At 71.7% G+C, this 22,751-nt stretch carries 20 protein-coding genes; 7 read left to right on the top strand and 13 right to left on the bottom strand.

What is annotated here, in order from left to right:
- Nucleotides 1-54 precede the first annotated feature (54 nt).
- Nucleotides 55-1,029, top strand: a complete 975-nt coding sequence (locus ACFWVV_RS31515) for an MBL fold metallo-hydrolase (RefSeq protein ID WP_384348392.1) — start codon at nucleotides 55-57, stop codon at nucleotides 1,027-1,029.
- A 32-nt stretch (nucleotides 1,030-1,061) separates the two neighbouring features.
- Here the strand turns inward: ACFWVV_RS31515 and ACFWVV_RS31510 are convergent, their stop codons facing one another.
- Nucleotides 1,062-1,757, bottom strand: coding sequence for a hypothetical protein (locus tag ACFWVV_RS31510; RefSeq protein WP_384348389.1), 696 nt, complete (start codon nucleotides 1,755-1,757; stop codon nucleotides 1,062-1,064).
- 118 nt (nucleotides 1,758-1,875) lie between these two features.
- The gene (locus ACFWVV_RS31505; protein ID WP_384348386.1) at nucleotides 1,876-2,391 is read right to left on the bottom strand and encodes a hypothetical protein; all 516 of its coding nucleotides are present in this window, start codon (nucleotides 2,389-2,391) and stop codon (nucleotides 1,876-1,878) included.
- Nucleotides 2,392-2,616: 225 nt separating this feature from the next.
- On the opposite strand from ACFWVV_RS31505, the gene ACFWVV_RS31500 reads away from it, so the two are divergent.
- Nucleotides 2,617-3,051: a hypothetical protein gene (locus ACFWVV_RS31500; RefSeq protein WP_384348383.1), complete on the top strand. Its 435-nt coding sequence runs from the start codon at nucleotides 2,617-2,619 to the stop codon at nucleotides 3,049-3,051.
- Nucleotides 3,052-3,185: 134 nt separating this feature from the next.
- Here ACFWVV_RS31500 and ACFWVV_RS31495 read toward each other — a convergent pair whose 3' ends face one another.
- The 5 genes from ACFWVV_RS31495 to ACFWVV_RS31475 form a co-directional block, all read right to left on the bottom strand.
- On the bottom strand, nucleotides 3,186-4,568 hold the full coding sequence (locus tag ACFWVV_RS31495; RefSeq protein WP_384348380.1) for an erythromycin esterase family protein: 1,383 nt from the start codon (nucleotides 4,566-4,568) through the stop codon (nucleotides 3,186-3,188).
- A 168-nt stretch (nucleotides 4,569-4,736) separates the two neighbouring features.
- The gene (locus tag ACFWVV_RS31490) at nucleotides 4,737-5,867 is read right to left on the bottom strand and encodes a serine hydrolase domain-containing protein (RefSeq protein ID WP_384348377.1); all 1,131 of its coding nucleotides are present in this window, start codon (nucleotides 5,865-5,867) and stop codon (nucleotides 4,737-4,739) included.
- A gap of 142 nt (nucleotides 5,868-6,009) precedes the next feature.
- Nucleotides 6,010-7,197, bottom strand: a complete 1,188-nt coding sequence (locus tag ACFWVV_RS31485) for a DUF4185 domain-containing protein (RefSeq protein ID WP_384348374.1) — start codon at nucleotides 7,195-7,197, stop codon at nucleotides 6,010-6,012.
- 209 nt (nucleotides 7,198-7,406) lie between these two features.
- Nucleotides 7,407-8,534 (bottom strand): alpha/beta hydrolase, encoded by a 1,128-nt coding sequence (locus ACFWVV_RS31480; protein ID WP_384348371.1) that lies wholly within the window; start codon nucleotides 8,532-8,534, stop codon nucleotides 7,407-7,409.
- 197 nt (nucleotides 8,535-8,731) lie between these two features.
- Nucleotides 8,732-11,440, bottom strand: coding sequence for a helix-turn-helix domain-containing protein (locus ACFWVV_RS31475; protein WP_384348369.1), 2,709 nt, complete (start codon nucleotides 11,438-11,440; stop codon nucleotides 8,732-8,734).
- A 155-nt stretch (nucleotides 11,441-11,595) separates the two neighbouring features.
- Here ACFWVV_RS31475 and ACFWVV_RS31470 point away from each other — a divergent pair, with 155 nt between their 5' ends.
- Together ACFWVV_RS31470 and ACFWVV_RS31465 are read left to right on the top strand one after the other, a co-directional pair.
- Nucleotides 11,596-11,823: a hypothetical protein gene (locus ACFWVV_RS31470; protein WP_384348366.1), complete on the top strand. Its 228-nt coding sequence runs from the start codon at nucleotides 11,596-11,598 to the stop codon at nucleotides 11,821-11,823.
- Nucleotides 11,824-11,939: 116 nt separating this feature from the next.
- Entirely contained in the window at nucleotides 11,940-12,653 is a 714-nt protein-coding gene (locus tag ACFWVV_RS31465) for a TetR/AcrR family transcriptional regulator (RefSeq protein ID WP_384348363.1), read from the top strand.
- A gap of 44 nt (nucleotides 12,654-12,697) precedes the next feature.
- Here ACFWVV_RS31465 and ACFWVV_RS31460 read toward each other — a convergent pair whose 3' ends face one another.
- Nucleotides 12,698-14,764, bottom strand: coding sequence for a discoidin domain-containing protein (locus tag ACFWVV_RS31460; protein ID WP_384348360.1), 2,067 nt, complete (start codon nucleotides 14,762-14,764; stop codon nucleotides 12,698-12,700).
- A gap of 82 nt (nucleotides 14,765-14,846) precedes the next feature.
- Here ACFWVV_RS31460 and ACFWVV_RS31455 point away from each other — a divergent pair, with 82 nt between their 5' ends.
- Entirely contained in the window at nucleotides 14,847-15,254 is a 408-nt protein-coding gene (locus ACFWVV_RS31455) for a hypothetical protein (RefSeq protein WP_384348357.1), read from the top strand.
- A 113-nt stretch (nucleotides 15,255-15,367) separates the two neighbouring features.
- Here ACFWVV_RS31455 and ACFWVV_RS31450 read toward each other — a convergent pair whose 3' ends face one another.
- The 4 genes from ACFWVV_RS31450 to ACFWVV_RS31435 form a co-directional block, all read right to left on the bottom strand.
- On the bottom strand, nucleotides 15,368-15,628 hold the full coding sequence (locus ACFWVV_RS31450) for a hypothetical protein (protein WP_384348354.1): 261 nt from the start codon (nucleotides 15,626-15,628) through the stop codon (nucleotides 15,368-15,370).
- Nucleotides 15,629-15,740: 112 nt separating this feature from the next.
- The gene (locus tag ACFWVV_RS31445; protein ID WP_384348351.1) at nucleotides 15,741-17,204 is read right to left on the bottom strand and encodes a hypothetical protein; all 1,464 of its coding nucleotides are present in this window, start codon (nucleotides 17,202-17,204) and stop codon (nucleotides 15,741-15,743) included.
- A 104-nt stretch (nucleotides 17,205-17,308) separates the two neighbouring features.
- On the bottom strand, nucleotides 17,309-18,055 hold the full coding sequence (locus ACFWVV_RS31440) for a DUF4239 domain-containing protein (protein WP_384348348.1): 747 nt from the start codon (nucleotides 18,053-18,055) through the stop codon (nucleotides 17,309-17,311).
- 52 nt (nucleotides 18,056-18,107) lie between these two features.
- Nucleotides 18,108-19,628, bottom strand: a complete 1,521-nt coding sequence (locus ACFWVV_RS31435) for a hypothetical protein (protein WP_384348346.1) — start codon at nucleotides 19,626-19,628, stop codon at nucleotides 18,108-18,110.
- A gap of 391 nt (nucleotides 19,629-20,019) precedes the next feature.
- On the opposite strand from ACFWVV_RS31435, the gene ACFWVV_RS31430 reads away from it, so the two are divergent.
- Nucleotides 20,020-20,988: a hypothetical protein gene (locus ACFWVV_RS31430; RefSeq protein ID WP_384348343.1), complete on the top strand. Its 969-nt coding sequence runs from the start codon at nucleotides 20,020-20,022 to the stop codon at nucleotides 20,986-20,988.
- 61 nt (nucleotides 20,989-21,049) lie between these two features.
- On the top strand, nucleotides 21,050-21,631 hold the full coding sequence (locus tag ACFWVV_RS31425; protein ID WP_384348341.1) for a class F sortase: 582 nt from the start codon (nucleotides 21,050-21,052) through the stop codon (nucleotides 21,629-21,631).
- Here the strand turns inward: ACFWVV_RS31425 and ACFWVV_RS31420 are convergent.
- Entirely contained in the window at nucleotides 21,624-22,631 is a 1,008-nt protein-coding gene (locus ACFWVV_RS31420; RefSeq protein ID WP_384348338.1) for a TauD/TfdA family dioxygenase, read from the bottom strand. The two genes, ACFWVV_RS31425 and ACFWVV_RS31420, sit on opposite strands and share 8 nt — an antisense overlap.
- Between the last annotated feature and the right edge of the window lie 120 nt (nucleotides 22,632-22,751).

The following is a 22,751-nucleotide window of genomic DNA, read 5'->3' as shown; positions in this document are numbered from 1 at the left end:
GACTGAGCAGCACAGGCATTGAGAAGCTCACCTGCCCTTCCTAGCGTCGGAGGCATGGAGAGCCAGAGCAGTCAGAGCAGCCGGAGCAATCAGACCAGTCGGAGCGGCGAGAGCGGCGAGAGCGGCGACCGCATCGTGCTCGGTGACGTCGAGGTCATTCGAGTCGTCGAGTGGCAAGGGGCGTTCGCGCCCGCGCGCGGCCTCGTTCCCGGGTCCGGGGGCGAGATGTGGAAGGGCAACGAGGACTGGCTGGCGCCGGATCACTGGGAACCGGAAGGTGACAGCGCGGTGGCGGCGTTGCAGACCTGGGTGCTGCGCAGCGGCGGACGGACCGTCCTGGTCGACACCGGAGTGGGGAACGGGCGCGAACGGCCGGGGTCACCGCAGTTCCACCACTGGCAGGGCGACTTCCTGGGTGGGCTGGCGCGCGCCGGAGTGCGGCCCGAGGATGTCGACGTCGTCGTCAACACCCACATCCACGGTGACCACGTCGGCTGGAACACCACCGCTGTCGACGGAGGGTGGGAGCCGACGTTCCCCCGTGCCCAGTACCTCGTCCCGGCCGCGGACGACTTCCACTTCGGCCCGGACAACGGGTACGGGAACGGCCGGCAGGGGGATGACCGGCTGATCTACGAGGACAGCATCGCGCCCGTCCACCGGGCCGGGCAGACCGTCCTGTGGGACGGCACCCACCGCATCGACGAACACCTCACGCTGGAGTCGGCGCCCGGCCACACGCCGGGCTCCTCGGTCCTGCGCCTCGCATCCGGGAACGACCGCGCGGTCTTCGTCGGCGATCTGCTGCACAGCCCGGTGCAGATCCTCGCCCCCTCCTGCAACAGCTGCTTCTGCCTGGACGCGGACCGGGCGGTGGCCAGCCGCCATCGGATCCTTGAACGGGCGGCAGAGATGCGGGAGTTGGTCGTTCCGGCGCACTTCGGCGGCGCGGGTGCCCTGCAGGTCCGGCAGGAGGGCGCCGGATTCACCCTCGGACCGTGGGCCGCCTTCGGTACGAAGAAGGAGTAGCTCCCGTCGGCCAGGCGGTACGGACGCGTGGGTCACTTCTTCGACGAGTCCCACGCGCCGGAGTGGAAGCTGCGCAGGAGGGCGATCAGCGCGGCCCCGAGCCGCCAGTCCACGCCAGGGGCGTGCAGGTACAGCTTGTCGCCCTTGGACCTGAACTCCAGCGGGACCTGCCCGTTCGCGCGCCACCGGATGCGCCGGGGTGCCCGGGCGAAGCCGCTCTCGTTGCCGGGGACGCCGTCGATGACGGTGGACACGAGGGTCGCCAGCATCAGGGGCAGCAGGAGCCACCACATCCACCACCAGACGATCCTCCCCTTGAAGCCGACCGCTTCGGGGCCGCCGGACTGGTGCACGGTCCAGCGGGTGCGCAGGCCCCTGCCGCGGAGCGCCTTCTCCCGCTTGAGCGTGCCGATGACCTCGCCGTGGGCGCCGAGCACCTGGAACGTCGCGACGCCGCCGCCGGCCGACAGGGTCACCACGGAGGCCACCCGCTGCCGGCGCTGATCGTCGGCCCACAGGGCGAAGGAACGGGCCCCGCTGCCCCGGGCCGCAAGGTAGGCGGTTATGCCTCCCTGCGGCAGATCGCGCTCCACGTACACGGCCGACGGCGCAGGCCCCGACCCGTCGGAGAAGCTGACCATGTCCGCCACCTTCGCCGGACCCTCACCGGGGCTCTGGTCCTTTGCCCGTCTCGGACCGCTGTACAGGGTCAGTTCGTTGCTGCTCATCCGTCTTGCTCCAAGTGGTGATGCTGCGGGGCCGGTTCAGCGGGACCGGTAGGGGGGACCGGTTCAGCGGGACCGGTAGAGGGGACCGGTTCAGCGGGACCGGTAGAGGGGGACCGGCTCAGAGGGTGAAGTTCTGGCCGAAGCGGTAGACGTCCAGGCAGTAGGTGAAGCCGGACTCGCCGAAGAGGTCCGTGTCCTCACGGCGGCAGTACTCCGCCAGGCCGTCGGACACGTGCCAGCGCGTGCCGTCGTACCAGAAGACACCACCCGCGTAGTGGATCGTCCGGCCCGTCGCGGGGTCCGTGAGGTTCAGCGACTCGTAGTTCTCGGGGCGGTCCCGGACCAGGGCGACGAGGGATTCGGGAACGCCCTTGTAGAAGGACTCCTGGAGGGCGAAGTCCTGCTCGGCGTACAGATTCAGCGTCGACTCGTGGTCGAACGTCAGCAGCAGCACGCGGCCGTCCTCCGCGAAGTACCAGACCGCGGACTGGCCGCCGCCGTCGTTCCAGGCCAGTCGGCGCGCGCCGGGCACCGTCACCGGCTCGACCCCGGTCAGACCGTCCACGACGGCCGCGCGGCGCCGCACTTCGGGGAGGGGTGTCGCCGACAGGGCGTCCCACATCGCGTTGCTCATCCCCGCAGGGTAGCCACCGCCCACGACAGGCCTGTCACCCGCTACCCCTGGCACGACCGACCGGGGGTCACCCACCGGCCGTCACGCACGAGGCGCGGGGCGCGACAAACCAGGGCAGTGCGGGCCTCACCCGAATGGCCCTGTTCCGCTGTCCCTGCCCACGGTCGCGACGGACGGTGAGGAGTACGTCGGCTACCGGCGTACCGCTCGACGAAGGAGATCACCATGGCGCACTCGGCGGCTTCCGCCCCCACTCCCGGCCGCCCCGAAAGCGGCGGCACCGCCTGGGCAGCCGGTGGAACGGTGTTCGCCGGCGTACTCCTGCTGGTGGACGGCATCCTGGACATCATCAAGGGCATCGTGGGAATCGCGAAGGACGACGTCTACACACGCCTGGGCGAGTACGTCTTCAAGTTCGACGTGACCGCCTGGGGCTGGATCCATCTCGTACTGGGCATCGTGCTCGCCGTGGTCGGATGGGGTCTCCTGAAGAACGCCCTGTGGGCCAGGGCGACGGGCGTGATGCTCGCCGCGGTGAGCATCGTCGTCAACTTCCTCTGGCTGCCGTACGTGCCGGTGTGGGCGCTCATCTCCATCGGAATCGGAGTCTTCGTGATCTGGGCGCTCTGCACCACCCGCCCCAACGCCCCGGCCGTCTGAACAGCTCGTGCCGCCGACGCCCCGGTTCAGTCCCGCCAGTGGAACATCAGCCGGCCGACTGTGCCGGGGCGCCAGTAGCGCACCTGCTTCCGCTCGACTTCGCCGAGTGATCACCCGTGGGGCGGCCGGGGGCGTCAGACAGGAACGGCCTCGCGGACCCGGTGGAGGTGGACCAGCACGTCGTAGGCCTCTCTGACGGCGAGCACGGGGAGCGGGTCGCTCTTGAAGGACGAGCCGGCGTCGTACACGGGACGCGGTGTGGCGAGCCAGTCGGCGGCCGCGGCCGGCAGCGTGCGCAGGTCCACGTAGTAGTCGCGGTGGTGCACCCGGTCCAGGGTGTGCTCCTGCATGTCGGCGGTGGCGGCCGGGACGGTGACCTTGTTCCACGGGCTGCCGAGCGTGGTGGCGGTCAGGAACGACCCCTGGTGGAAGGTGAATCCGAGGGAGACGTAACGGCCGGCGCCCAGGGTGTCGCGCAGGTACACCCCCTGCGTCGTGGGGTACATCGCCGGGTCGGTGGACAGGTAGCCCACATGTCCGTTGTGCGCGGAGAGCAGCATCCTGTCACCGGTACGACGGTGCCACCACGCGGTGTTCGCGGCCATGGCCCTGTCGCGGAAGTGCTCCGCCTCGGAGACGGACTTGGGGTCGCTCAGGTCGAGCGACGCGAACGCGAAGGTCTGGTGGATGTTGCGGGCGTGCTGCTGGGCCCACTCGTGGGCGTCATCGCCCGCCCCCTTGCCCGCGACGACGAGGTCCAGCGCCTGCTGGGCGGTGGCGGCGTTGCGGCGCCGTTCGGCGACGGGCCTGCCCAGGTAGCCGAAGACGTCGTCGAGCGGAGGCAGCTCGCGGTAGAGCGCTTCGAGGCGGGCGAGGTCCTGACGGCGGTGCGCGCGGACGTACGAGAGAACCCGCTCGAAGATACCGCTGCCGAGCCTGGGCGCCCCCACGTCATTGCCCATGAAGTGGACGCGGCGCCCGGGGTGCCGGTCGTTGTGCCCGCGCATCCAGGCGAGGAGGCTGACGAACTCCTCGCGCTCCCAGGGAGATCCGGCGAGAGCCTCCTTGGCGACCTGCCGGGCGGAGCCGGGCCCGCCCTGGAGGTACTCGTCGATCCGCAGCCCCGCCGTCCAGCTCATCTCCAGGGCGAAGGTGGTGAAGCGCTTCTCCTCGACCAGGTACCGGAAGACCCGCTCCTTCATGGTGAAGAACTCGTGCGAACCGTGGGTGGCTTCGCCCAGGCCCACGATCTCGGCGTCCCCGATCATCGCGCCCAGCGCCCGCAGGTCGGTGGTGCGCCCGCCGGGGTCCGTCGACCTCAGGGAATGGGCGGCGCGCTCCAGCGCACGGACCGCGGCGGCCCGGCCGTTCTTCGCGGGCCCGCCGGTGGGCGCGGGACGGGCAGGCGCCCGGATGGGTGCCGCGTGGGCGGCCGGGGCCAGTAGGGCGGTGGCGGCGGCTCCGGCCGTCACGGCCAGCAGCGTCCTTCGGCCCATCGCCTGCCTGCGCACGGTCATCCTGATCTCTCCTCGCTTCGGTGGTGGTCCGCCGGGGCGGTGGAACGATCATGGCTGGGGCGGGGCGCGGAGCGCAGGGGGCCTGTCAGCCCGAACCGCCCGGGGGAAAACCCCCGGGCGTGGGCGGACAGGCCCCGGCCGGCCCGGTGCCGACAGCAGGATGAGGCGCTACGCCCGGTCCTCGCACAGCGCCGTGTCCAGCACCGCGCCCAGCTTGCCGCCGCCGGGGTTGCTGGCGAGGTAGGCGTTGGTCATCACGGAGGCGTGGCGCCCGTCCTCGGTGACCAGGGTCTGGGTGAAGTAGCCGGGGACGGCGCCGTTGTGGCCCCAGGCAGCGCCGCCGCAGGAGAGGCTCACCTTCTGGATTCCGAGGCCGTATCCGGCGCCACCGACGTCCCGTACCTTTTCCATCTCGGCCAGCGCGGCCGGGGAGACGACCTTGCCCGCGGTCAGGGCACCGTAGAAGGTGCTGAGGTCCGTCAGCGTGGAGACCATCGCCCCGGCAGCGCTGAAGACCGACGGGTCGTAGGAGATGACGGCGCTCCAGAAGTAGAACGACCCGACCCGTACACCGTGGTAGCCGGGCACGGACGGGGCGGGCAGCGCGCGCTTCCCGGGGGCGGGGAAGACGGTGCGGGTCAGCCCGAGAGGCTCGACGATCCGTTGCGTGACGGCTTCGTGGACCGGCAGGCCCGTCACCTTCTCGATGAGCATGCCGAGGACGAGGTAGTTCGTGTTCGAGTAGGCGAAGCCGGCGCCCGGCGCGGAGACCGGCGCGTTCTTGAGCCCTTCCTTGACGAGTCTGGCCGTCTTGAAGGTGCCGTCGGGCTCGGCCAGGGCCAGGGAGTTCAGGGGCTCGTACCGCGCGATGCCGCTGGTGTGCTGGAGCAGGTGGCGCACGGTGATGCGGGTGCCGTCGTACCCGTTGCCGGTGACCGTTCCCGGCAGGTAGGTGTCTATGTACGCGTCGAGGGAGACCTTTCCCTCGTCGACGAGCTGCAGGACGGTCGCCGCGGTGAAGGTTTTGGTCTGGCTGCCGATACGGAAGTGCTCGTCGGCCTGGACCGGCTTCGTGGTGTTGACCGTGCCGGTCCCGGCGGAGAGCGTCCAGGAACCGGCGGCGTCACCCGCGTGGACCGCGGCTCCGGGGCCCGCGACGGACTGGAACGCCTTGAGAGCCGCCAGGGTGGCGGGATGGTCGTCGACCGGGGCGGCCTGTGCCGTGGCCGTCGACAGCATGACGATCGCCGAGGTCGCCGCGCCGACGAAGGCCGCGCACCTGTTTCTCTTGAGCTTCATGGAGTTCTCCTCGGTCAGGTGGGAAGGGGGACGGGTTGGTGGGAGTGCGCGTTCTGGTGGGACTGGTTGGTGGGAGGGCGCGTTCTGGTGGCACGGGGGTGCCGCTGTCGCCAGGTCGAAGACTCGGGCACTCAGCGGCCCGTCAAGGTTTGATGCCGTCGAACTGAAGGACCCGGTAAGGCGGTTGGTGGTCGACGCCCGGCCACTGGGAGACGATGAGTGTCAGCGAGCCGGCGCTCGCGCTGCCCGGATGGATGTAGCCGCCGTACAGGGTGGTCACCTGCGGTTTGCCCCAGTGGCTGGCCGGCCAGCGGTTGTCGCCGACGATCTGCGGGGTGGGCGCGGACCACACGGCGTCCGGCCTGGAGGCGGTGCGGGTGCAGATCGAGTAGTCCGTGACGTCGAAGTAGCTCATGCAGTACCGGCCCCCGATCCGCTTGACCGAGAACTCCCCGATGTTGTTGCCGGTCAGGATGGGCGTGGGCGACGCGTGGGTGGTCCACTGCCACCGCCCGTCCAGGTGGGCCCAGTTCTGCTGGGCGCCGAAGTTGCCGGCTCTGAACTCCTCGGGCCGGATCCGGAAGAGCTGGATCAGCCCGCCGTCGGCGGTGTTGCGGTGGCTGCCGTTCCAGCGCTTGGAGAAGATGTACAGCCAGCCGTCGGGGTCGATGCCCGCGAATGACCACATCCCGTACGGGGACTGGTTCACGCCCTGGATGTCACCCGGCCAGTGGTACGGGTAGTCGCGCCAGGTGACGCCGTGGTCGTCGGAGTAGGCGACGCCGGACATGAGGGAACCGTCGTACCCGGGGGGCGGGGTCCAGGTGCCGACGGAGGTGTACTGGATGTAGGTGCGGCCCCCGAACTCGATGCAGTCGTTGGGTATACGGGTCACCTCGTGGCCGAACCCGTTGTCCGCACGCCAGTTGTAGTCGAAGAGCTGCCGTGCTTGGCCGCCGGTGGGCATGGCCCAGGTGAAGGAGATCGGCGTCGCGCCCGAGGCGTCGAAACCCGACTGGCAGAGCATGAGCGGCGAGCCCAGGTACTCCCCATACTGCTGCATCCCGGTCCAGCTGTCGCCGAACACGTAGCCGTACGTGCCGTCGTGCTCGCGGTAGTACGGGATGCCCAGGTCGCTGGAGCCCACCCCCTGGGCGGCGGCCGAGTCACCGGGTTCGTCGCAGAGCGGGGTGCCGCGCTGGAGGGCCGAGGCGGGGGTCGCCGGGGCGAAGACGGCTATACCCGCTCCGAGGGCGGCGCTGCCGCCGGCCTTGAGGGCGGTGCGGCGCGAGAAGGGGCTGCGGGAGGCGCGGGGGGACGGTTCGGGCATGGTGGCTCCTGGGGGAGAGGCGGGAGCGCGCCGGGCGCGCGGGTGCGGGCACGGGGTGCGGGCTCTTGCTGCGGACTCGGAGTGCGCTCACCGGGTGCGGACTTCGGGTGCGGACCTTGGGCTCGGGCACCGGGTGCGGACTTCGGGTACGGGGCCTGGTGCAGCCCTCGGGAACGGGCACCGGGTGCGGTCCGGTGCCCTGTCGGGGGTCAGCCGGCCGCGGCGAAGGCGGCTTCGAGGCGCGGCACGTAGTCGGCGAAGGCCGGGGCCCAGCAGCCGTAGTTGTGGCCCCCGTTGCAGGTGGGGGACAGCGAGGCACCGTTTCCGTAGTCGACGAGACGGCTGGGGATCTTGAGCTGGTCCAGGCGGGACTTGACGTTCTTGGAGGCCACCGCGGTCCGGGCGTCGAACACGTCGTTGTTGCCGGTGTAGATCGTGACGCCGGTGTCGGCCAGCTTGGCGAGGTTCGCCGGGGCGGCCGGATCGACCGCCTTCCACACGCGGTCGGCGTTGAAGACCGGGTAGGGAGAGCCGAAGATCGCGTCACTGTCCACGTAGGGGCCGTGGTCGGGGCAGCCGAGCGAGCTGCTGGACCCGCAGATGGCGTTCGCCAGGCTGAGTTCGGTGGCGACGACGACCCCGCGCATCTCCGCAAGGCCGAGATCGACGGCGCCCGACAGCGCGGCCACGTGCCCGAACAGGTCGGGGCGGGCCTGGGCGTAGTGCAGGGAGCCGAAGCCGCCCATGGACAGGCCGACGACGGCGCGGTGGGCCCGGTCGGCGCGGGTGCGGAGGTTGGCGTCGATGAACGGGACGACCTGCGTGAGGTGGAAGGTCTCCCAGTTCGCGGCCCCCATGGCGGTGTTCTGCATGACCCAGTCGGCGTACCAGCTCTTCAGGCCTCCGTCCGGCACCACGGTGATCATCGAGTTCGAGCGCAGGGCCGGGGCTGCGACGACGTCGTTCACGTTTCCGGCGGCACCGTGCAGGAAGTAGGTGACCGGCCAGCGCCGGGCGGGTTCGGCGGCGTACCCGGTGGGCAGGAGGATGCGGATCTTGTGCTGCCCGGAGAGCTGCTTGGTGGTGACGGTGAGGGTGAAGTCGGTGGGGCCGTGCACCTGGGTGGCACCCGGGACCACGGTCAGACCGTGCACGTTGCTGAAGTCGGGGAGGTCCGCGGCGGAAGCAGAAGTGGAAGCGGAAGCGGAAGCGGGGGCCGCGGCGGGGGCGGACGGCGCGGTGGCAGGCGCTCCTGCCTGAGCCGCGCCGGTGCTGGTGAGGGCGGCGAGTGCGAGGGCCGCGCCCACCACGGTGAGGCGCCGGGGATACGGAGTCATCGGGGGAACCCTTCGTCGGGGAGGCTCGCGCCGCGGCGGACCGCTGCGAGCCGGACACGCCGAATGCTGCTGTTCCCGCCGCCCGGCCGACAGGCCATGCCACCGGCCATCGGTGACCGGCCGCCCGGCGGCCCCGGATCACCGCGCTGGCGGCGCCCCGGGCCACCGCCGTGGCAAGGCCCTGTCACCCCCTGCGGTCACGGGCCGTCGGGCGGCGGGAGCGGGAAGGTGGCCGGTGCGAAGTCCGGGTGCCGGTGGCGGAACGCGGTGCCGAGGTGGTGCCGCAACCGGACGTGGCGGAACTGGTACACCGCACCGGTCCGGCGCAGCACCCCTCGCCGGTAGGCGTCGTCCAGGAAGGCGGCGGGGTTCCAGGGAAGCCGGCCGGTCAGGGGCAGCAGGAGGCGGGCGAACAGGAGCCACTGACCCCAGGCGGTGAAGGCGAGCAGGTAGGCGGCCGCACCGCCGAGGCCTCCGACCGCTCCGATGAACAGGCCGTCCTCCAGTTCCCAGTGGAGGGGGCCCAGCGAACCTTGCAGGAGCAGGACGACGAGCTGTCCGCCGAAGGCGATGGCCAGGGCGAAGGTGGGGGCCAGGATCAGGAACTGCCGGACCACCGTCGTGCGGTTGGCGAACAGCAGGCCGTCAGGGGTGGCCGCCGCGGTGACGTCCACGGGCGCTTCGAGCATGGCGACGAGGCCGAAGACGAGGCCGGCGGCCGTGCCGAAGATCAGCGCGAAGACCACCGTGTTGATCAGGGTGCCTTCCACGAGCCGCGGATCGAGGAACGTGCCCCCTGCCGCCAGCGTCCTTCCGGCGGTGAGCGCGCAGGCACAGCCGACCCCCATGACGGCCCCGCCCACCAGCCCGTGCCCGAACCGCACGGCGAAGGTACGCAGGGGCCGGCGGGCGAATCCGTCCCGCGAGGCGCTCAGTGTCAGCCGGACCCGGGCCGGTTCGGAGCCCGCACCTCCCAAGGCCCGGTCCGTGAGCGCGTAGACGGATCCGAAGGCGAGCCCGCCGGCGGGGCCCAGGAGGGAGCCCTGCAGGAGGAGTTCGACCGGGTCGAGCGGCATGAGCAGCAGCCCGACCAGCCAGTCGGCCAGCGTGACGCTCAACGCGGTGGCCAGGACGACGGCCAGGGTCCGCCGCGAACGGGACAGCGAGTCGCCGAGCTGCCACCACGCGAGGTCCTGCCGTTCGCGGTCGAACCGGACCAGGTGGTGGGCGAGGTGTCCCAGCCAGCGCTCCGCCTGTGCGGGGTCCGCGTACGGTGTTCTCGGCTGCCTCCCGGCGGTGTCGCGTTCCGGGGCGCGCCGCCGGTAGACGGCGGGCACGAAGCCGGCCAGCAGGTGTTCCTCCAGGCTCCGTACGGAGGGGAACCGGGAGGCGTCGAGAAGTTCGGCGGGACACCGCCCCGGTGTCTCGCTGTACAGGGTGCGCGCGAGGATGACCATGAGCGGGGTGGTCAGTACCTCGGCGAGACCGTTGTCCTCCCCTGTGCTCCGTGTGCGCAGCTCCTCCAGGACCGCGTCCCAGCCGGCCCCGGCCGTGCCGGAGTCGTCCCCGCTTCCGCCGGGCGGCACGGTGCGGGTGGTGCGGGGCAGGTAGTCGGCGAGGTCGTCGAGGGTGAGGTCGCTCAGCTCGACGCCCCCGGCCCAGACGAGCGGTGCGTGCGCCGCCCGGACCGCTTCGGCGTACTCGTCGCGACGGCTGGTCAGCACGAGCGGCCCGGAGGTCGCGTTGAGGGCGTCCAGGGCGTCGCGCCGCAGGCCTTCGGCGATCTCGTCGAACCCGTCCAGGACCGGGAGTACCAGGTCGGCGTCGACCAGCGCGGCGGCCAGGGTCGCACCCCGGGAACCGCGCCGGGCCAGATGGGGGTGGTCGCGCAGCAGCAGCCCGATGAGCCAGTCCCGCAGTGCCGTGGTCGACGGGTCCCAGGAACCGATGCTGAAGATGACCGGTACGCGCCCGTCCGCGGCCGGTGCCTCCAGGAGGTCCAGGGTGAGCCTGATGGTGAGGATGGACTTCCCCGACCCCGCCCGGCCGAGAATGGCCAGCCGGCCGGAGGGGATCCGGCGGTAGACCTCGGCCACGCTGCGCAGGTCGCCGTCGAGATCCACGTCGGCCGGCGTCTCTCCCGGCCCGAGCCGCTGGATGTTCTCCTCGCGGTCGGTCAGGCCGGCGGGCGCCGGCCGCCATCGGACCGGCAGGGGGAACGGGTCGTGCACCCGGCGCTGCGCTTCCTCGCGGCGCCAGCGGCGCCGGACCTCCGTCGCCAACTCCCCGGCGGCGTCGGCGAGTGCCTCGGGCACGGGCACCGCACCGGCCCCGGCTGCCGGAGGTCTCCGTACCTCCCGGGCAGTGGCTGCCGGGAGCCTCCAAGCCTCCCGGGCACCGCCCGCCGCGGGACTCCGTACCTCGCGGCCCGGGTGCCGGACACCTTCGCCCGGGGCCACGGAACCGGGTCCGTGCTCCGGCTCCGGCTCGGGTCCGGGGTTCGGTCCGGGTCCGGGGTTCGGCTTTGGTCCGGGGTTCGGTCCGGGCTCGGGCTCGGGGTCCGGTCCTGGCTCGTGCTCCGGGTCCAGGTCCGGGTCCGATGCCGGACCTGCTCCGACCCGGGCCGCCGGCCCCCGCCCGGCGGGCGGTCCCGCGGTCCCGGGCCCGGCGGGCGGCGCACCGCGCGCCCCGGCGAGAGTGGCCGCCAGCCGCCGGCGGTCCTCCTCACCGAGAGCGAGCGCGTCGGCGAGCAGGTTCACCGTCCCCATCCGGTGGTTGGTGGACCCGCCGCTCTCCAGCCGGCGGATGGTGCGCACGCTGACCCCGGACCGCTCGGCCACCTGTTCCTGCGTCAGGTGCGCGCTGTCGCGCAACTCCCGTAACAACGTGCCGAGATCGTCTGCCACCGAACGTCTCCCCTACTCGTCAGTACGGACGGCGGTGAGCCTACCCGGGGCCACCGGCCACGGATGGCCGGTTCCCTGGCCTGTGCAGCTGACATGACCAAGGTCACCGTCGGGGTCGGTGTCCCGCCCGCACCGAGGCACAGCGAGGAGTCGACGTGGTCAACCGCTACTGGTGCGGCGAGTGCACCTTCAAAACGCCCTGGCTCGCCGAGTCCGAGGGACTGCGTCGGCAGATCGAGCACTACGCCGCCAAACACCCCGGGACCCCTCCGGGCGGCCAGGTCGAGATCCGCCGCGGAAATCTGCCCCGGGTGCACGGGCGCCTCCTGCTCGTGGCCGTCCTGCTCGCCCTGCTGGCCGTCGTCGCGACGTGCCGCCACTGACCCGTGGGCTTCGCCGGCCGGCGAAGCCGTACCGCGGCAGCTGACCCAGAGTCGTCAGACCCCTTGAAACATGCGCTCTCCTCATATTCCAGGGGATCCGATGGGATGATGGAGACGTGAACCCAGACCGCACTGCCGGGACGCCGCGCAGAAGGCCGGTCCAGAAGCGCAGCATCGAACGCTTCGAACGGTTGCTGGACGCCTGCGCCGAACTCCTCGACGAGGCGGGCTATGCCGCGCTGACCACCAAGGAAGTGGCACGCAGGGCCGGGGTGCCCATCGGCACGCTCTACCAGTTCTTCTCCGACAGACAGGGGCTGACCGGCGCGCTCGCCGCCCGCAATCTGGAGTCCTATCTGGAGCGGGTCGCCGACCGGCTGGAGCGCGAGGCGCCCGGCGGCGTCGCGGGCCTCGTGGAAGTGGCCGTCGACGAGTTCGTCGCCATGCGCAGGACGGTCACCGGATTCGGCGTGGTCGACTTCGGCGCGGCAGGACAGGACCACCTGCTGGAGCCGGACCGGGACAACAACACCGCGGTCGCGGGCCGGCTGCGGGCCCTGACCGCCTCCTTGACCGGTGTCCAGGACGACGCCGACCTGGAGATCGCCGTACGGGTGGCACTGGAATGCGCGGACGGCGTGCTGCGACTGGCCTTCCGGACCGACCCCGAGGGCGACCCGCAACTGATCGCCGAGTGCAAGCGCGTTCTCGACAGCTATCTGACCGCGCGCATCCCCTACTTGACGGGCCGTCAGCTAAAGCGCCGGGGTGCGGACCCGGCCCTCCGGCCCCGTACCGCACCGGGCACGGACGTGGCCGCGGAAGGGTGAGTTGCGGCTCCGCGCCCCCGCACATCGCTCGGTCCCTCGCTGCCTCAGCCGGAGTGGACACCGACCTCGCGCAGCGAGTAGCCCCACTGTGTTCCGCGCTCAAGTCCCTTCACCCGTACGTAGCGCGCCGGGGTGGCGGCGAAGCGCGCCGTGTCCAGGCCGCCGTTCCCGGCGGCGGTGGACCACGCCGTCGTCCAGTTCGCGCCGTCCTGCGACAGCTCGACGCGGTACGACTTCGCGTACGCCCGCTCCCAGTCGACGGTGACGCGCGCGACCGGCTTCGCGGATCCGAGGTCGATCCGCAGCCACTGGTCGGCGGTCCACTCGCTGGCCCAGCGGGTGCCCGGATCGCCGTCCACCGCCCGGTCCGGCCTGTAGCCGGCGGCCGGGTTCCACCACTCCCACGAGGACGCCGTCGCGGCCGTGCCCCGGGCGAGGTTCGTTGCGGGCTCGTACTTCTCGGTGTTCCCCCAGGTGCGGAGGTAGGACTCGGCCCCCGAGAAGAGGTCGTCGACCACGCCCTGACCGCCGACGGCCCTGATGTCCTCGATCCAGTCCGGGACCAGGCCGTGGTGCGAGGCGCCGTCCGTGTTGAGGTCCCAGGTGCGTGCGCCGGTGGTCTGCCGGTCGATCACCGAGCCGCCGTCCGTGCTGCGGAAGGGGTACTTGACCGGGTTGGGGGAGTTCGCACCCCGCGGGCCCGGCCAGCCCCCGACACCGTTCATGTCGGTGCCGTAGCCGTAGCCGACCCGGTACTTCTCCCGCAGCGCGTCCGTACGGGCCGCCTCCGCGGTAAAGGCCTCGGAGCCGTTCATGTACTGGGCGGCGAACCCGCCGAGCTTGTAGAGGCGTTCGGTCCAGCCCAGGTCCATCCAGCTGTGCGAGGAGAGGACGCCGGGGTACGACTCGGATTCGAGGAGGTCGAAGGCCTGGTCCGCGGCCTTGACGCTCATGTGGTCGATCTCCAGCATCATGTTGCGTTTCATCATCCCGCGTACCGCGTACGCGCCGAGATCGCTCAGCCCGCGGGTGTTGCACTGCGCGCCCGAGGCGTACGAGGGGACGCTCACGCCCTTCGGAAGCCGCTGCTGCGCCTCCGGCGCCGCCGCGTTGCCGATGGGGTTGTCGTGCTGCGGGCCCCGGCAGGTCTCCGTCTTCCAGAACGTGCCCGTGGACAGGAACTGGCCCACGTTGATGGCCGTGCCGAGTGTGCCGGAGTCGAAGCGCACCCCGCACAGGGCGTTGTCGAACTTGTGGCACAGGAACATGCTGCTGACGCCCAGCTGCCGCAGCTCGTCCAGGCCCCGGTCGATGTCGTCCTTGCCGCACTGCGCGATGTCCAGGATCTGTTTGCAGCCGAACGGCTCCGAGGTCTCGACCCCCAGGACGACGGCCAGCTTGCCCTGCTCGACGACCTTCCGGGCCTGTGCGCTGTCCGTCACGATCCGGAACCAGCCCTTGCCCGCCCCGCCGTACATCCGGTCGACGAAGGCCTGCATGTCGTACGTCTTCTTCGCCTGCAGCCGGATGGAGGTCATCTCGTCGCAGCCGCGGTCCTTGAAGAAGTAGACCGAGCAGATCACCCCGTTGGTGACCAGGTCGTTGACCAGCACCCGCTGCCCGCCGCGCCACGCGCGCTCGACCCAGGCGTAGTAGTTCTGCTGGTGGGTCAGCGAGTCATGGGCGGGCCAGTCCTTGAAGGTGGGCCACCCGGCGGGGTCGTGCTTGCCGTCGCCGCCCTTGGTGATCATGTCGAAGACGGCGAGCGAGCCGTCGGGGTAGTGCTCGGGGCAGTCCTTGAGCGCGTCGGCTATGCCCTGCTCCGAGAAGGCCTTGCCGCAGATCAGGCGGCCACCGAAGGCCTCGTTGGACATGAGGTGGTTGTGTGCGTCGACGAAGCCCCGGACGCGGCCCTGGGCGTCGGTGCCCTTGAAGGGCTCACCCGTGACGTTGATCTGCGAGTCGGGTGCGGGTCGCGCGGTGGGCTCCCACCAGCCGGCCTCCGCCGCGGAGCTCGGCACGGGCCCGAGCAGCAGGGCCGCCAGGGCGAGGAACAGCGACATCACGGCGAGGGATCTGAGTCTGTGGCGCGAAGGTTGAGCGATGACCATCACGTAGATCCTTAAGGTGAGCCGGGCTCATATTCCGCTTCCACGGTAGGGACGCGGTACCCCTGCGCCAACCCCTGCGACGGTGTCAACATCCGGCCGGACAGGCCATGGTGACCCCCAGTACCGCAAGGCGGCACCCGGGCGGACCACCGGCGGTGGCGTCCACTGGCGCCAGGTCGGCAGGCTGGCGATCGCCGACGGCAACGGCAACGGCAACGGCAACGGCAAGGGCAACGGCAACGGCAGCGGCAGCGGCAGCGGAGCGGTCGTGGTCGACGCCCGACGCGCCGACCGCTGGTGGTACGCCGTCAACACGGCGGGCGCCCCCGCGCGCTGGTCGACGGCACGCGGATGGTCAGCATGGACGACGGCCGGACCTCCGCACGGCCGACACGGGCCCGCACGCTCCGCGTCGGCACGGTCGACGGCGGGGTGCACCGCCTGGAACTGCGCCGCTGACCCACCGCGTGTCAGGCGCACGCACTCGTGAAACCCGAAGGGTCATGCCCCCGTGAAAAGCGAAGCCTCACACACCCGTGAAAACCCGAAGGCTCACGCACCGCGGTGAACGCGGAGCGTGAGCCTTCGTGCTACGAGCAGCGATCAGTGGCTGTAGGCCGAGGAGCGCGAGAGGTCGAAGCCCTCGGCGCTCGTACGGGACGCGCCGCCCTCCTCGGAGGTGAGGCCGAGGGGACCACCGATGTTGTAACGCTCGTAGCCGTGCGTGCGCTCGTTCTCGTAGCGCGCGCCGGAGGCCTCGGCCGTGTGCGCACCGAGGCCGTCGTTGTCATCGGCGACTGCCGGGGTGATGGCCAGGAATCCGGCAGCGGTGACACCGGCGAGGACGAAGGCAATGCGTCGCATGCTTTTTCTCCTGTGAGAGGGGGTGACGAACAACCCCATCCCATCGCACAAACGTCGGCTTTCCGTGGCATTGCTCCGTCCGTCGGCGCGGTCGTCGTCCGCCCCGGGGCGACTACGGCTTCCACAGCGCATCACGGGCGGCGTCGATTCCGAGGGCCAGATCCGCGTGGCAGGTCTGGTGACCGTCGAAGTCGCGGGTCATGTCGACGTAGTAGCCGTCGGGCAGCGTCGACTCGGCCCGGGAGAGGTCGGAGGCCAGGTCGGTGAGCTGGCCGAGCATCCGATGGGTGTCGGCGAGGGAGTGTGTGAGGGCGTCGGCGAGCGGCCCCTGATGCGCACGGCCATCGCTCGTCGCACGCAAGGCCCACCGCACTGCCGCACGCCGGAATTCGGCCAGTGCGAGCGACGCCTCGATGCCGTCGTGGGCGACCTCGTTCGAGTAGGGATCGTCGTGCGCGAGACCCGTCGCCAGGAATCCGATGCGACGTGCGACGCCGAGCTCCTTCACGGCGTCGAACATCGGTGCGGCGAGCGTGGCATCCTGCGCCAGCGCGACCGCGAACGTCCGGGCGTCCTCCGCAGGGAACTCCTCCCGTACGTTCCGGAACCCCGACCTCTCGGCCTCCCGCCGGAACCTCTCCACCTGGAGGGCGAACACCGCACCGAGCCGAACGGCCGCCAGCTCTGCCACCGGAAACCGGCCGCGCTCCGCCTCCCGGCCCCGAGCATCCCGCTGGGCGAGGCCCGCCGCGTAGGCCCGGACGCCGCAGGCAGCGGGTTCGGCGAACGAGTGCAGTACGGGCGCCCCGTACGGCGGTACCGGGAGCGCCGGGTCCAGGCTCCACAGCGGAGGCCCGAGGTCCGCGGGGGACACGGGTGCGCCGGTGCCGTTGCTCACCTCGTCCAGCCCGGCGTCCAGATCGAGTACGGGATCCAGTGCGGCCACCAACTCGCGCAGCAGGTCGGCGAACCGGATGCCCGTCTCCCCGGCTTCGGCGGTTTTACTGGTTCCCCCGGTTCCCCCGGTTTCGCCGGTTTCCCCGGGTGACCAGGACTCATGGTGCGCGCCGAGCAGCTTGTCGACGTAACGCAGGGTCCGGTGCACCTTGGGCATCGAAAGCCCCAGCTCGTATCCGATCGCCCCGGGCGCGCAACCGGCCAACCGGTAGGTGAGTATCTGGAGTTGCCGTTCATTCAGGTCACGCAGCGGCGTCAGGGTGATGATCACCCGGGCCCGTACCAGGGCGTCGGCGCTGCCCTTCCCCAGGAGTGCGGGCACCGCCCCGGGTGCCGCGGGGAGCACTCCGCAGCCCCCGCCGACGGCCATGCGGCAGGTCCACGTCCGTAACGCCTGCGCGCCGGTCCAGGGGCTCCCGCTCCCCTCGGCGGTTCCCCCGGCGAGCAGGCCCGTCCACCGCAGGGCGACGGCCATCGCGTCCTGGGCGAGGCGTGCGGCCTCCACCAGGTCTGCGCCCCGCACCAACGACACCGCCACGAGGGGCCCGGTGTGCGCCCTGTAGTACTCCGCGAACCCGGACTCGCCGGTGGATACGGCACCCGTCACCTCATCGGTCATCGCCTCAACCCCCTTGCGGAAAAGCCTACTTGTCGGCCGACGGTGCAGGCGGGGCACACGTGCGCGTCACACGTGAGGGTCACACATGCGGTCACACGTGAGGGTCACACATGCGGAAAGTAGCGGCCGAAGGCACTGACGTCGACGGCCATCAGGCCGGTGAACGGCTGATTGAGCTGGTAGATGAGGACGATGGTCAGGGTGATGAGTCCGGTCAGGCCCATCACCATCACCAGATGGGTGGCACTCCGCCTGATCCCGAACAGGAACATGAAGGCGATGGTCAGCGCGCCGCCGACGAGAAGGCCGAACCACAGGACCGGGGACAGGCTGTTGCGTGCATCGGACTCCCGGCCCCGGCGGGCATCATCCAGAACGCTGAGCTGGGCCAGTACCTCCTGCACGGCAGCGGTCTGTACCGCGTCGGAACCGGCGGGCGCCCGATTGGCCGCGCGCACCCGGTGCAGGTGCTGCCAGCCTTCCTCTCCCAGCGCACGGCCTTCTGCCAGGGCGGGCAGTTCGACGCGCGCCGTGTGCCGGACGTACCGGGACACGCTCTCGCGCAGGCGCGCGCCGTCCGCCGGGGGCAGGTCCCCCGCCAGCTGGTAGATCTCGTGGGCCGCGCTGGCCTCGATCTGCACGTGCTCCGTGGCACTGGACCTGGCCTCCCACACGAACACCATGGACAACCCGAGCAACAGGGCGTACAGGACGCCGACCATCATCGCGATGTACTCGGCCACGTCCTCCCTGGCTTCGCCTTCGGGGCTTGGCCAGAAGCGGTGACGCACCAGAACGGCCCCGGCCGCGGCCAGAGCCACGGCCGTCACCAGAGCGATCGTCGTGATCATTGGGATCCCTGTTCTGTCTTCGGGGCTGCCTTCGGGCCGGCCGGGCGGCCGGTCATCGGCGCCTGCTGCCCAGCAGCGCGGCGGCCGCCGCGGCGGGAATGACGAGGAGCATGAGCACGGTGAGCAGGCCGAGTCCGGTGTGTCCTCGTCCCGGCCGGTAGAGAGAGCGCATGCGCACGTCTGCGCGGGCGTCCCCGCGCTGTGCCTCCCGGCGCTGTGCTTCTCTGCGCTGTGCCTCCTGGCGCTGTGCCGCTTCGGCAGCGGCGTCGGGAGACGGTCCTGATGTCGCGGCCGGGCGTGTGCCGACCGGTGGCCGGCCCGCTCCGGGGCCCGCGTCCTCGGGTACTGCTCCGTCCGGCGTGTCCGGCGTGTCCGGCGCGTCCGGCGCATCCAGTGCATTCGGCGCGTCCGCCGCGGGAGGCGGCACCAGCCCGCCCGGCGGCACCCCTGGGGGGAGGAACCCCGGCATCCCTGGGGGGAGGAAACCCGGTGGCACCAAGGGGAGCAGGTATCCGGGCAGCCCGAGCGGCGGAAGGAAGCCCGACGGCCCGAGCGGGGGAAGGAAGAAGGGCACCGCAGGTACGGGCCCCGGCACGGGCCCCGGTACGGCCCCTGGTACGGCCCCTGGTACGGCCCCCGGTACAGCCCCCGGCACGGCCCCCGGCACGGCCCCTGGTACAGCCCCCGGCACGGCCCCCGGTACGCCTGTCGTTCCGGAGGTGCGGGCCGCGGGCGGGGCCGGAGCGGGCCGCGGCGCACCGGTGGCGGACGGAGGGCGGGCGTTGGGGGAGGGGCGTACCGGCGGGGCCGACAGCGCGAAACGGGTGGTGGCGTGCGCCCGCAGACGCGGAGGAGCAACCGGCCTCCCGCCGGGCCCCCAGGTGCGGAGCCGGTCGGTGCCAAGGGCGAGACCACGGGCGCGATAGGTGCCGGGGGTGCCGCCGGCGGTCGCACGACAGATCGCTGTGCGCCCGGGGAGCAGCCGGGGGACCACGGCGGTCGCTCCCCGGCAACGGATGGCTCCCGTCCGGGGGAGGGCCTCACTGAGGTGGACGTCGTACGCCGGTTCGGTGCCGCTGTTGGTGACGGTGTAGCTGAGGGAAGCGCGCCGGTGGCCGACGACGGCGGAGGTCTGGGCCAGCCTCAGGGCGGCCCCCACGCCCCGGTAACCGGCGCGCGCCGAGGCGCGGGAGGTCAGCCCGAGGGAGGGGATGCGCCCCGCGGCGGTGACCGTGGCGGTCCGGGCACCCGGCAGTGCCCGGATCTCGGCGGAGCAGGAGGCGGAGCTCAGTCCCCGCAGCATGCGCACCTTCTGCCGTCCCGCGCAGGAGGGGACGGTGCCGCGCGGCAGCAGCGGGTCCTTCACCCCCACCTCGTACAGGTCCGTTCCCGTGAGGTTGATGAGGCGGTAGTGGATGCGCACCCGGTCACCGGTGCGGACACCGGGGCGGAGCGCGCTCAGACCGGGTCGGGCGTTGACGCTCACCTCCAGTCCGAGGCCGCGGTTGCCCGCCCCGTCGGCCGTCGCCGGCCGCTGACCGGAGAGGGCCGACGCGCACAACAGGAGGATCACGGCAGTCAGCCGTAGCGACCGCCAGGGGCACCCGGCCGAGGTGATCGTATGACTCCGCATATCCATGGATGCTGAACGACGGGCCGACCCGGAACCGGCAGGGCGGGCCCCCGCCCGCGCCCGGCCCCGGATTTTCATCCGAACGGCTCCTGGCCCGGGCTCCGTACGGTGCTCGGAGCCCGGAGGGCCGAGCCGAGCGAGGCTGTCCGACCCCGGTCACCCGCATTCCGTCCACCTTGAGGGTGGCGCCGTGCTCTTGGCCCTGGCACTGGGGCCCGGTGCCGGTACTCCGTCGCCCGGCAGGAAATCCGGGCGCGGAGAGGGCAAGATGAAGTGCGAAATGCTGAGGAAAGCCGCATTCAGGCCATGTTGGTCCCCGGGAGGTCCGCTCATGCGCAAGCCCGTCTCCGTCCCCGCCATAGTCGTGGCCGCCGCCCTGACCGTGGCAGCTCCGGCCACCGCGTTCGCCACCGACGTGAGTCCGGCCCGCGGCGCGCACGCCCTTGCCCTCCCCGCGGACCCGTCGGACCCCGCTTCCCCCTCGGACGACGCCTCGGACGCCGCGACGGCGACAGTCCGGCTCGTGCTCTCGGAACCGAGTCAGGACACCGGCTTCCGCCCTGGTGAGGAGGTGACGCTCACCGCGACGACGAACGCGCCGGCCCAGGGAGTGAAGGTCTCATCCGACGCCTTCGGGACGGTCCAGCTGGCCGGTTCCGGGACGACCTGGTCCGGTACGGCGACCATCGCCGACGACGTCAAGATCGGCACTTACGACGTCACCAGCACGGCCGACTTCGGCGACACCGGTGCGCAGTCCACCGCGACCCTCACCACCTGGAACGACAGCAAGCCCACTCCCACCCCCACACCTCCCCCGTCCCCGGTCGGCACGCCGACCTTCACCATGTCGACCGACGGCGGCAAGCCCGGCGACAAGGTGGGCCTGAAGATCAAGGGCACCGGTGAACTCAAGGACGGCGTGTACGTCCAGTCCGACGCCTTCGGAGGCAAGGTCACCCTGTCCCCGGTCCGGGGCGTCAACGGCGCCTGGCACGGCACCGCCACCGTGGCGAAGAACACCAAGGCCGGCTACTACGCGGTGACCGGATACGCGGGCGACCAGAAGGTCGACACCCTCAAGTTCGGAGTCGCCGCGGGCGATGCGGGCGTCCACAACAACACGGTCAAACCACTGCATCCGAACGAGCACAGGATCCCCAGGGGCTCCGTCCAGACGGGCACTGCTCCCGCCGCCCACGACAGCGGTGCGGACATCGCCCTCGTCGGCGGCCTCGGCGCCCTGGGCGTCGCATCCGTCGCCGTCGTCACCGTGATCCGGCGCCGCAGCCATGGCTGAGGCACCGCGCGGGCCCCGCCGACGCGGCCGTACCCGGTACGCGGCCGCCGCTGTGGGGGTCGTGGCCCTCATCGCAGGCCTGACGGCCGGCTGTTCGACTCCCGCCGACGGCAGCGCGGCACAATCCACCGCTCCACGCCCCCTCGCCCACGTCACCGGGGCCAAGGCGTCCGCCCTGGTCCCCTCGGTGCCCGACCGCATCACCGTCCCGGCCATCGGCCTCGACGCGGGCCTTGACACCGTCGGCCTGGCGGCGGACGGCACCATGCAGACACCTTCGTACGACAAACCCATGCGAGCCGCCTGGTACCGGCAGGGCCCCACCCCCGGCGAGAAGGGGGCCGCGGTCATCGTCGGCCACCTGGACACCCCCAAGGTGCCCAAGGCCGTCTTCCACAACCTGAAGAAGCTCAAGAAGAACGAGCAGATCCAGGTCCGCCGCCAGGACGGCTCCGTCGCCGTCTTCGCCGTGGACTCGGTCGACACGTTCAAGAAGTCCCAGTTCCCGACCAAGAAGGTGTACGGCAGGACGAACGGGGCGCAGCTGCGCCTCATCACCTGCGGCGGGGCACTCAACGACGCACGTCACTGGGACTCCAACGTCATCGTCTTCGCCCACCTGACGGGCGCCGCCGCTACCTGACGAGGACGTGGCCGTCGTCGGGGCGGTGGTCGCGGGAGCGGCGCAGGTCGGCGCTGACGTAGGTGCGTTGCAGCCAGCGGTCCGCTCCGTCGTAGCGGGGGCGGAAGGCGGTGCGGCCGTGGACGGTGACGCGGTTGTCGATGACGACCAGATCGCCGGGTGACAGCCGCAGTGTGCGGGCGGTCGTCTCGCAGGCGCGGCCGAACGCGGCCAGCGCCGCGGTGGCCCGGGGCGTGAGGGGCGTGGTGACGAGCTGGGCCATGCGGATGTCGGGGTCCTCGACCGACCCGGACAGCACCGGCCGGGGCTCGACCGCCGCACCACCGGCCGCCGCCGCAGTGCCGAAGGAGGGGGGTGGAGTGGTGAGGAACTCCGGCGTGAACAGCGTCTGCCGTTCCGCCGGCGTGAGCAGCGGCAGTGCCCGGCGGATGCCGGCCACCCGCATCCCGGCGGTGCGGTCGTGGTCGGCGCGCAGACACAGGAAGACGACGTAGTCGGGTGGGTGGGGGTGGAAGCCGTTCTCCGTGTGGAAGGACAGCTGCACCGATCCCGCGTTGCCGTGGAACGTCTCCTGACCGGGCACGGGCACGACGTCCTGCACGAGCGCGCCGGACTTCTCCGCCCGGTAGGCGAGCGGCTCACCGAGGCCGCAGGCCACCATGGTGAGCACCGCGGCGGGGACAGCGGCCCGGCGCTGCACCGAGCCGGGTACGGCCGGAGTCGGCGGCAGGTCCGCCCCGCCCACGGGCAGGCCGCCGACCACCAGGGTGCCGTGCGGGCCGGAATGCCTGCGGAACCGGCGGACCTCGCGGCGCAGCAGGAGCGGGAGCTCCTCCCAGGCGTCGCGGGCCCGTGCCACCCACTCGGGGCTGTCGACCTGGTCGTGGCCCCCGGTGCACAGGGTGCGGGCCAGGCGCTCGCACTCGGTGGTGTCGGCCGGATCGAGTTCCCGGTCGGCGTACGTGGCCGGAAGGGCGGCGTCGGACGTGGTCCCGGTCATCGGAGTCTCCTGCCAGAGATGGGGCGGGGGGGTGTCTCTATGTCCTTCGTCAAGGACGTGGTGCCGGGTGTGGGGGCTGTTTGAGGTGGTTATGCGGCGAGGGTGATGGTGGGTGTTCTG

This window comes from Streptomyces sp. NPDC058663, from assembly GCF_042716745.1.
Lineage (GTDB): Bacteria > Actinomycetota > Actinomycetes > Streptomycetales > Streptomycetaceae > Streptomyces.
The sequence above is the reverse complement of the archived record's forward strand: the minus strand, read 5'-3'. Positions and strand labels throughout refer to the sequence as shown.

Coding starts and splice junctions, on each gene's coding strand:
- ACFWVV_RS31515 (WP_384348392.1), top strand. CDS start 55: ATGGAGAGCCAGAGCAGTCAGAGCAGCCGGAGCAATCAGACCAGTCGG.
- ACFWVV_RS31510 (WP_384348389.1), bottom strand. CDS start 1,757: ATGAGCAGCAACGAACTGACCCTGTACAGCGGTCCGAGACGGGCAAAG.
- ACFWVV_RS31505 (WP_384348386.1), bottom strand. CDS start 2,391: ATGAGCAACGCGATGTGGGACGCCCTGTCGGCGACACCCCTCCCCGAA.
- ACFWVV_RS31500 (WP_384348383.1), top strand. CDS start 2,617: ATGGCGCACTCGGCGGCTTCCGCCCCCACTCCCGGCCGCCCCGAAAGC.
- ACFWVV_RS31495 (WP_384348380.1), bottom strand. CDS start 4,568: ATGACCGTGCGCAGGCAGGCGATGGGCCGAAGGACGCTGCTGGCCGTG.
- ACFWVV_RS31490 (WP_384348377.1), bottom strand. CDS start 5,867: ATGAAGCTCAAGAGAAACAGGTGCGCGGCCTTCGTCGGCGCGGCGACC.
- ACFWVV_RS31485 (WP_384348374.1), bottom strand. CDS start 7,197: ATGCCCGAACCGTCCCCCCGCGCCTCCCGCAGCCCCTTCTCGCGCCGC.
- ACFWVV_RS31480 (WP_384348371.1), bottom strand. CDS start 8,534: ATGACTCCGTATCCCCGGCGCCTCACCGTGGTGGGCGCGGCCCTCGCA.
- ACFWVV_RS31460 (WP_384348360.1), bottom strand. CDS start 14,764: ATGGTCATCGCTCAACCTTCGCGCCACAGACTCAGATCCCTCGCCGTG.
- ACFWVV_RS31450 (WP_384348354.1), bottom strand. CDS start 15,628: ATGCGACGCATTGCCTTCGTCCTCGCCGGTGTCACCGCTGCCGGATTC.
- ACFWVV_RS31445 (WP_384348351.1), bottom strand. CDS start 17,204: ATGACCGATGAGGTGACGGGTGCCGTATCCACCGGCGAGTCCGGGTTC.
- ACFWVV_RS31440 (WP_384348348.1), bottom strand. CDS start 18,055: ATGATCACGACGATCGCTCTGGTGACGGCCGTGGCTCTGGCCGCGGCC.
- ACFWVV_RS31430 (WP_384348343.1), top strand. CDS start 20,020: ATGCGCAAGCCCGTCTCCGTCCCCGCCATAGTCGTGGCCGCCGCCCTG.
- ACFWVV_RS31420 (WP_384348338.1), bottom strand. CDS start 22,631: ATGACCGGGACCACGTCCGACGCCGCCCTTCCGGCCACGTACGCCGAC.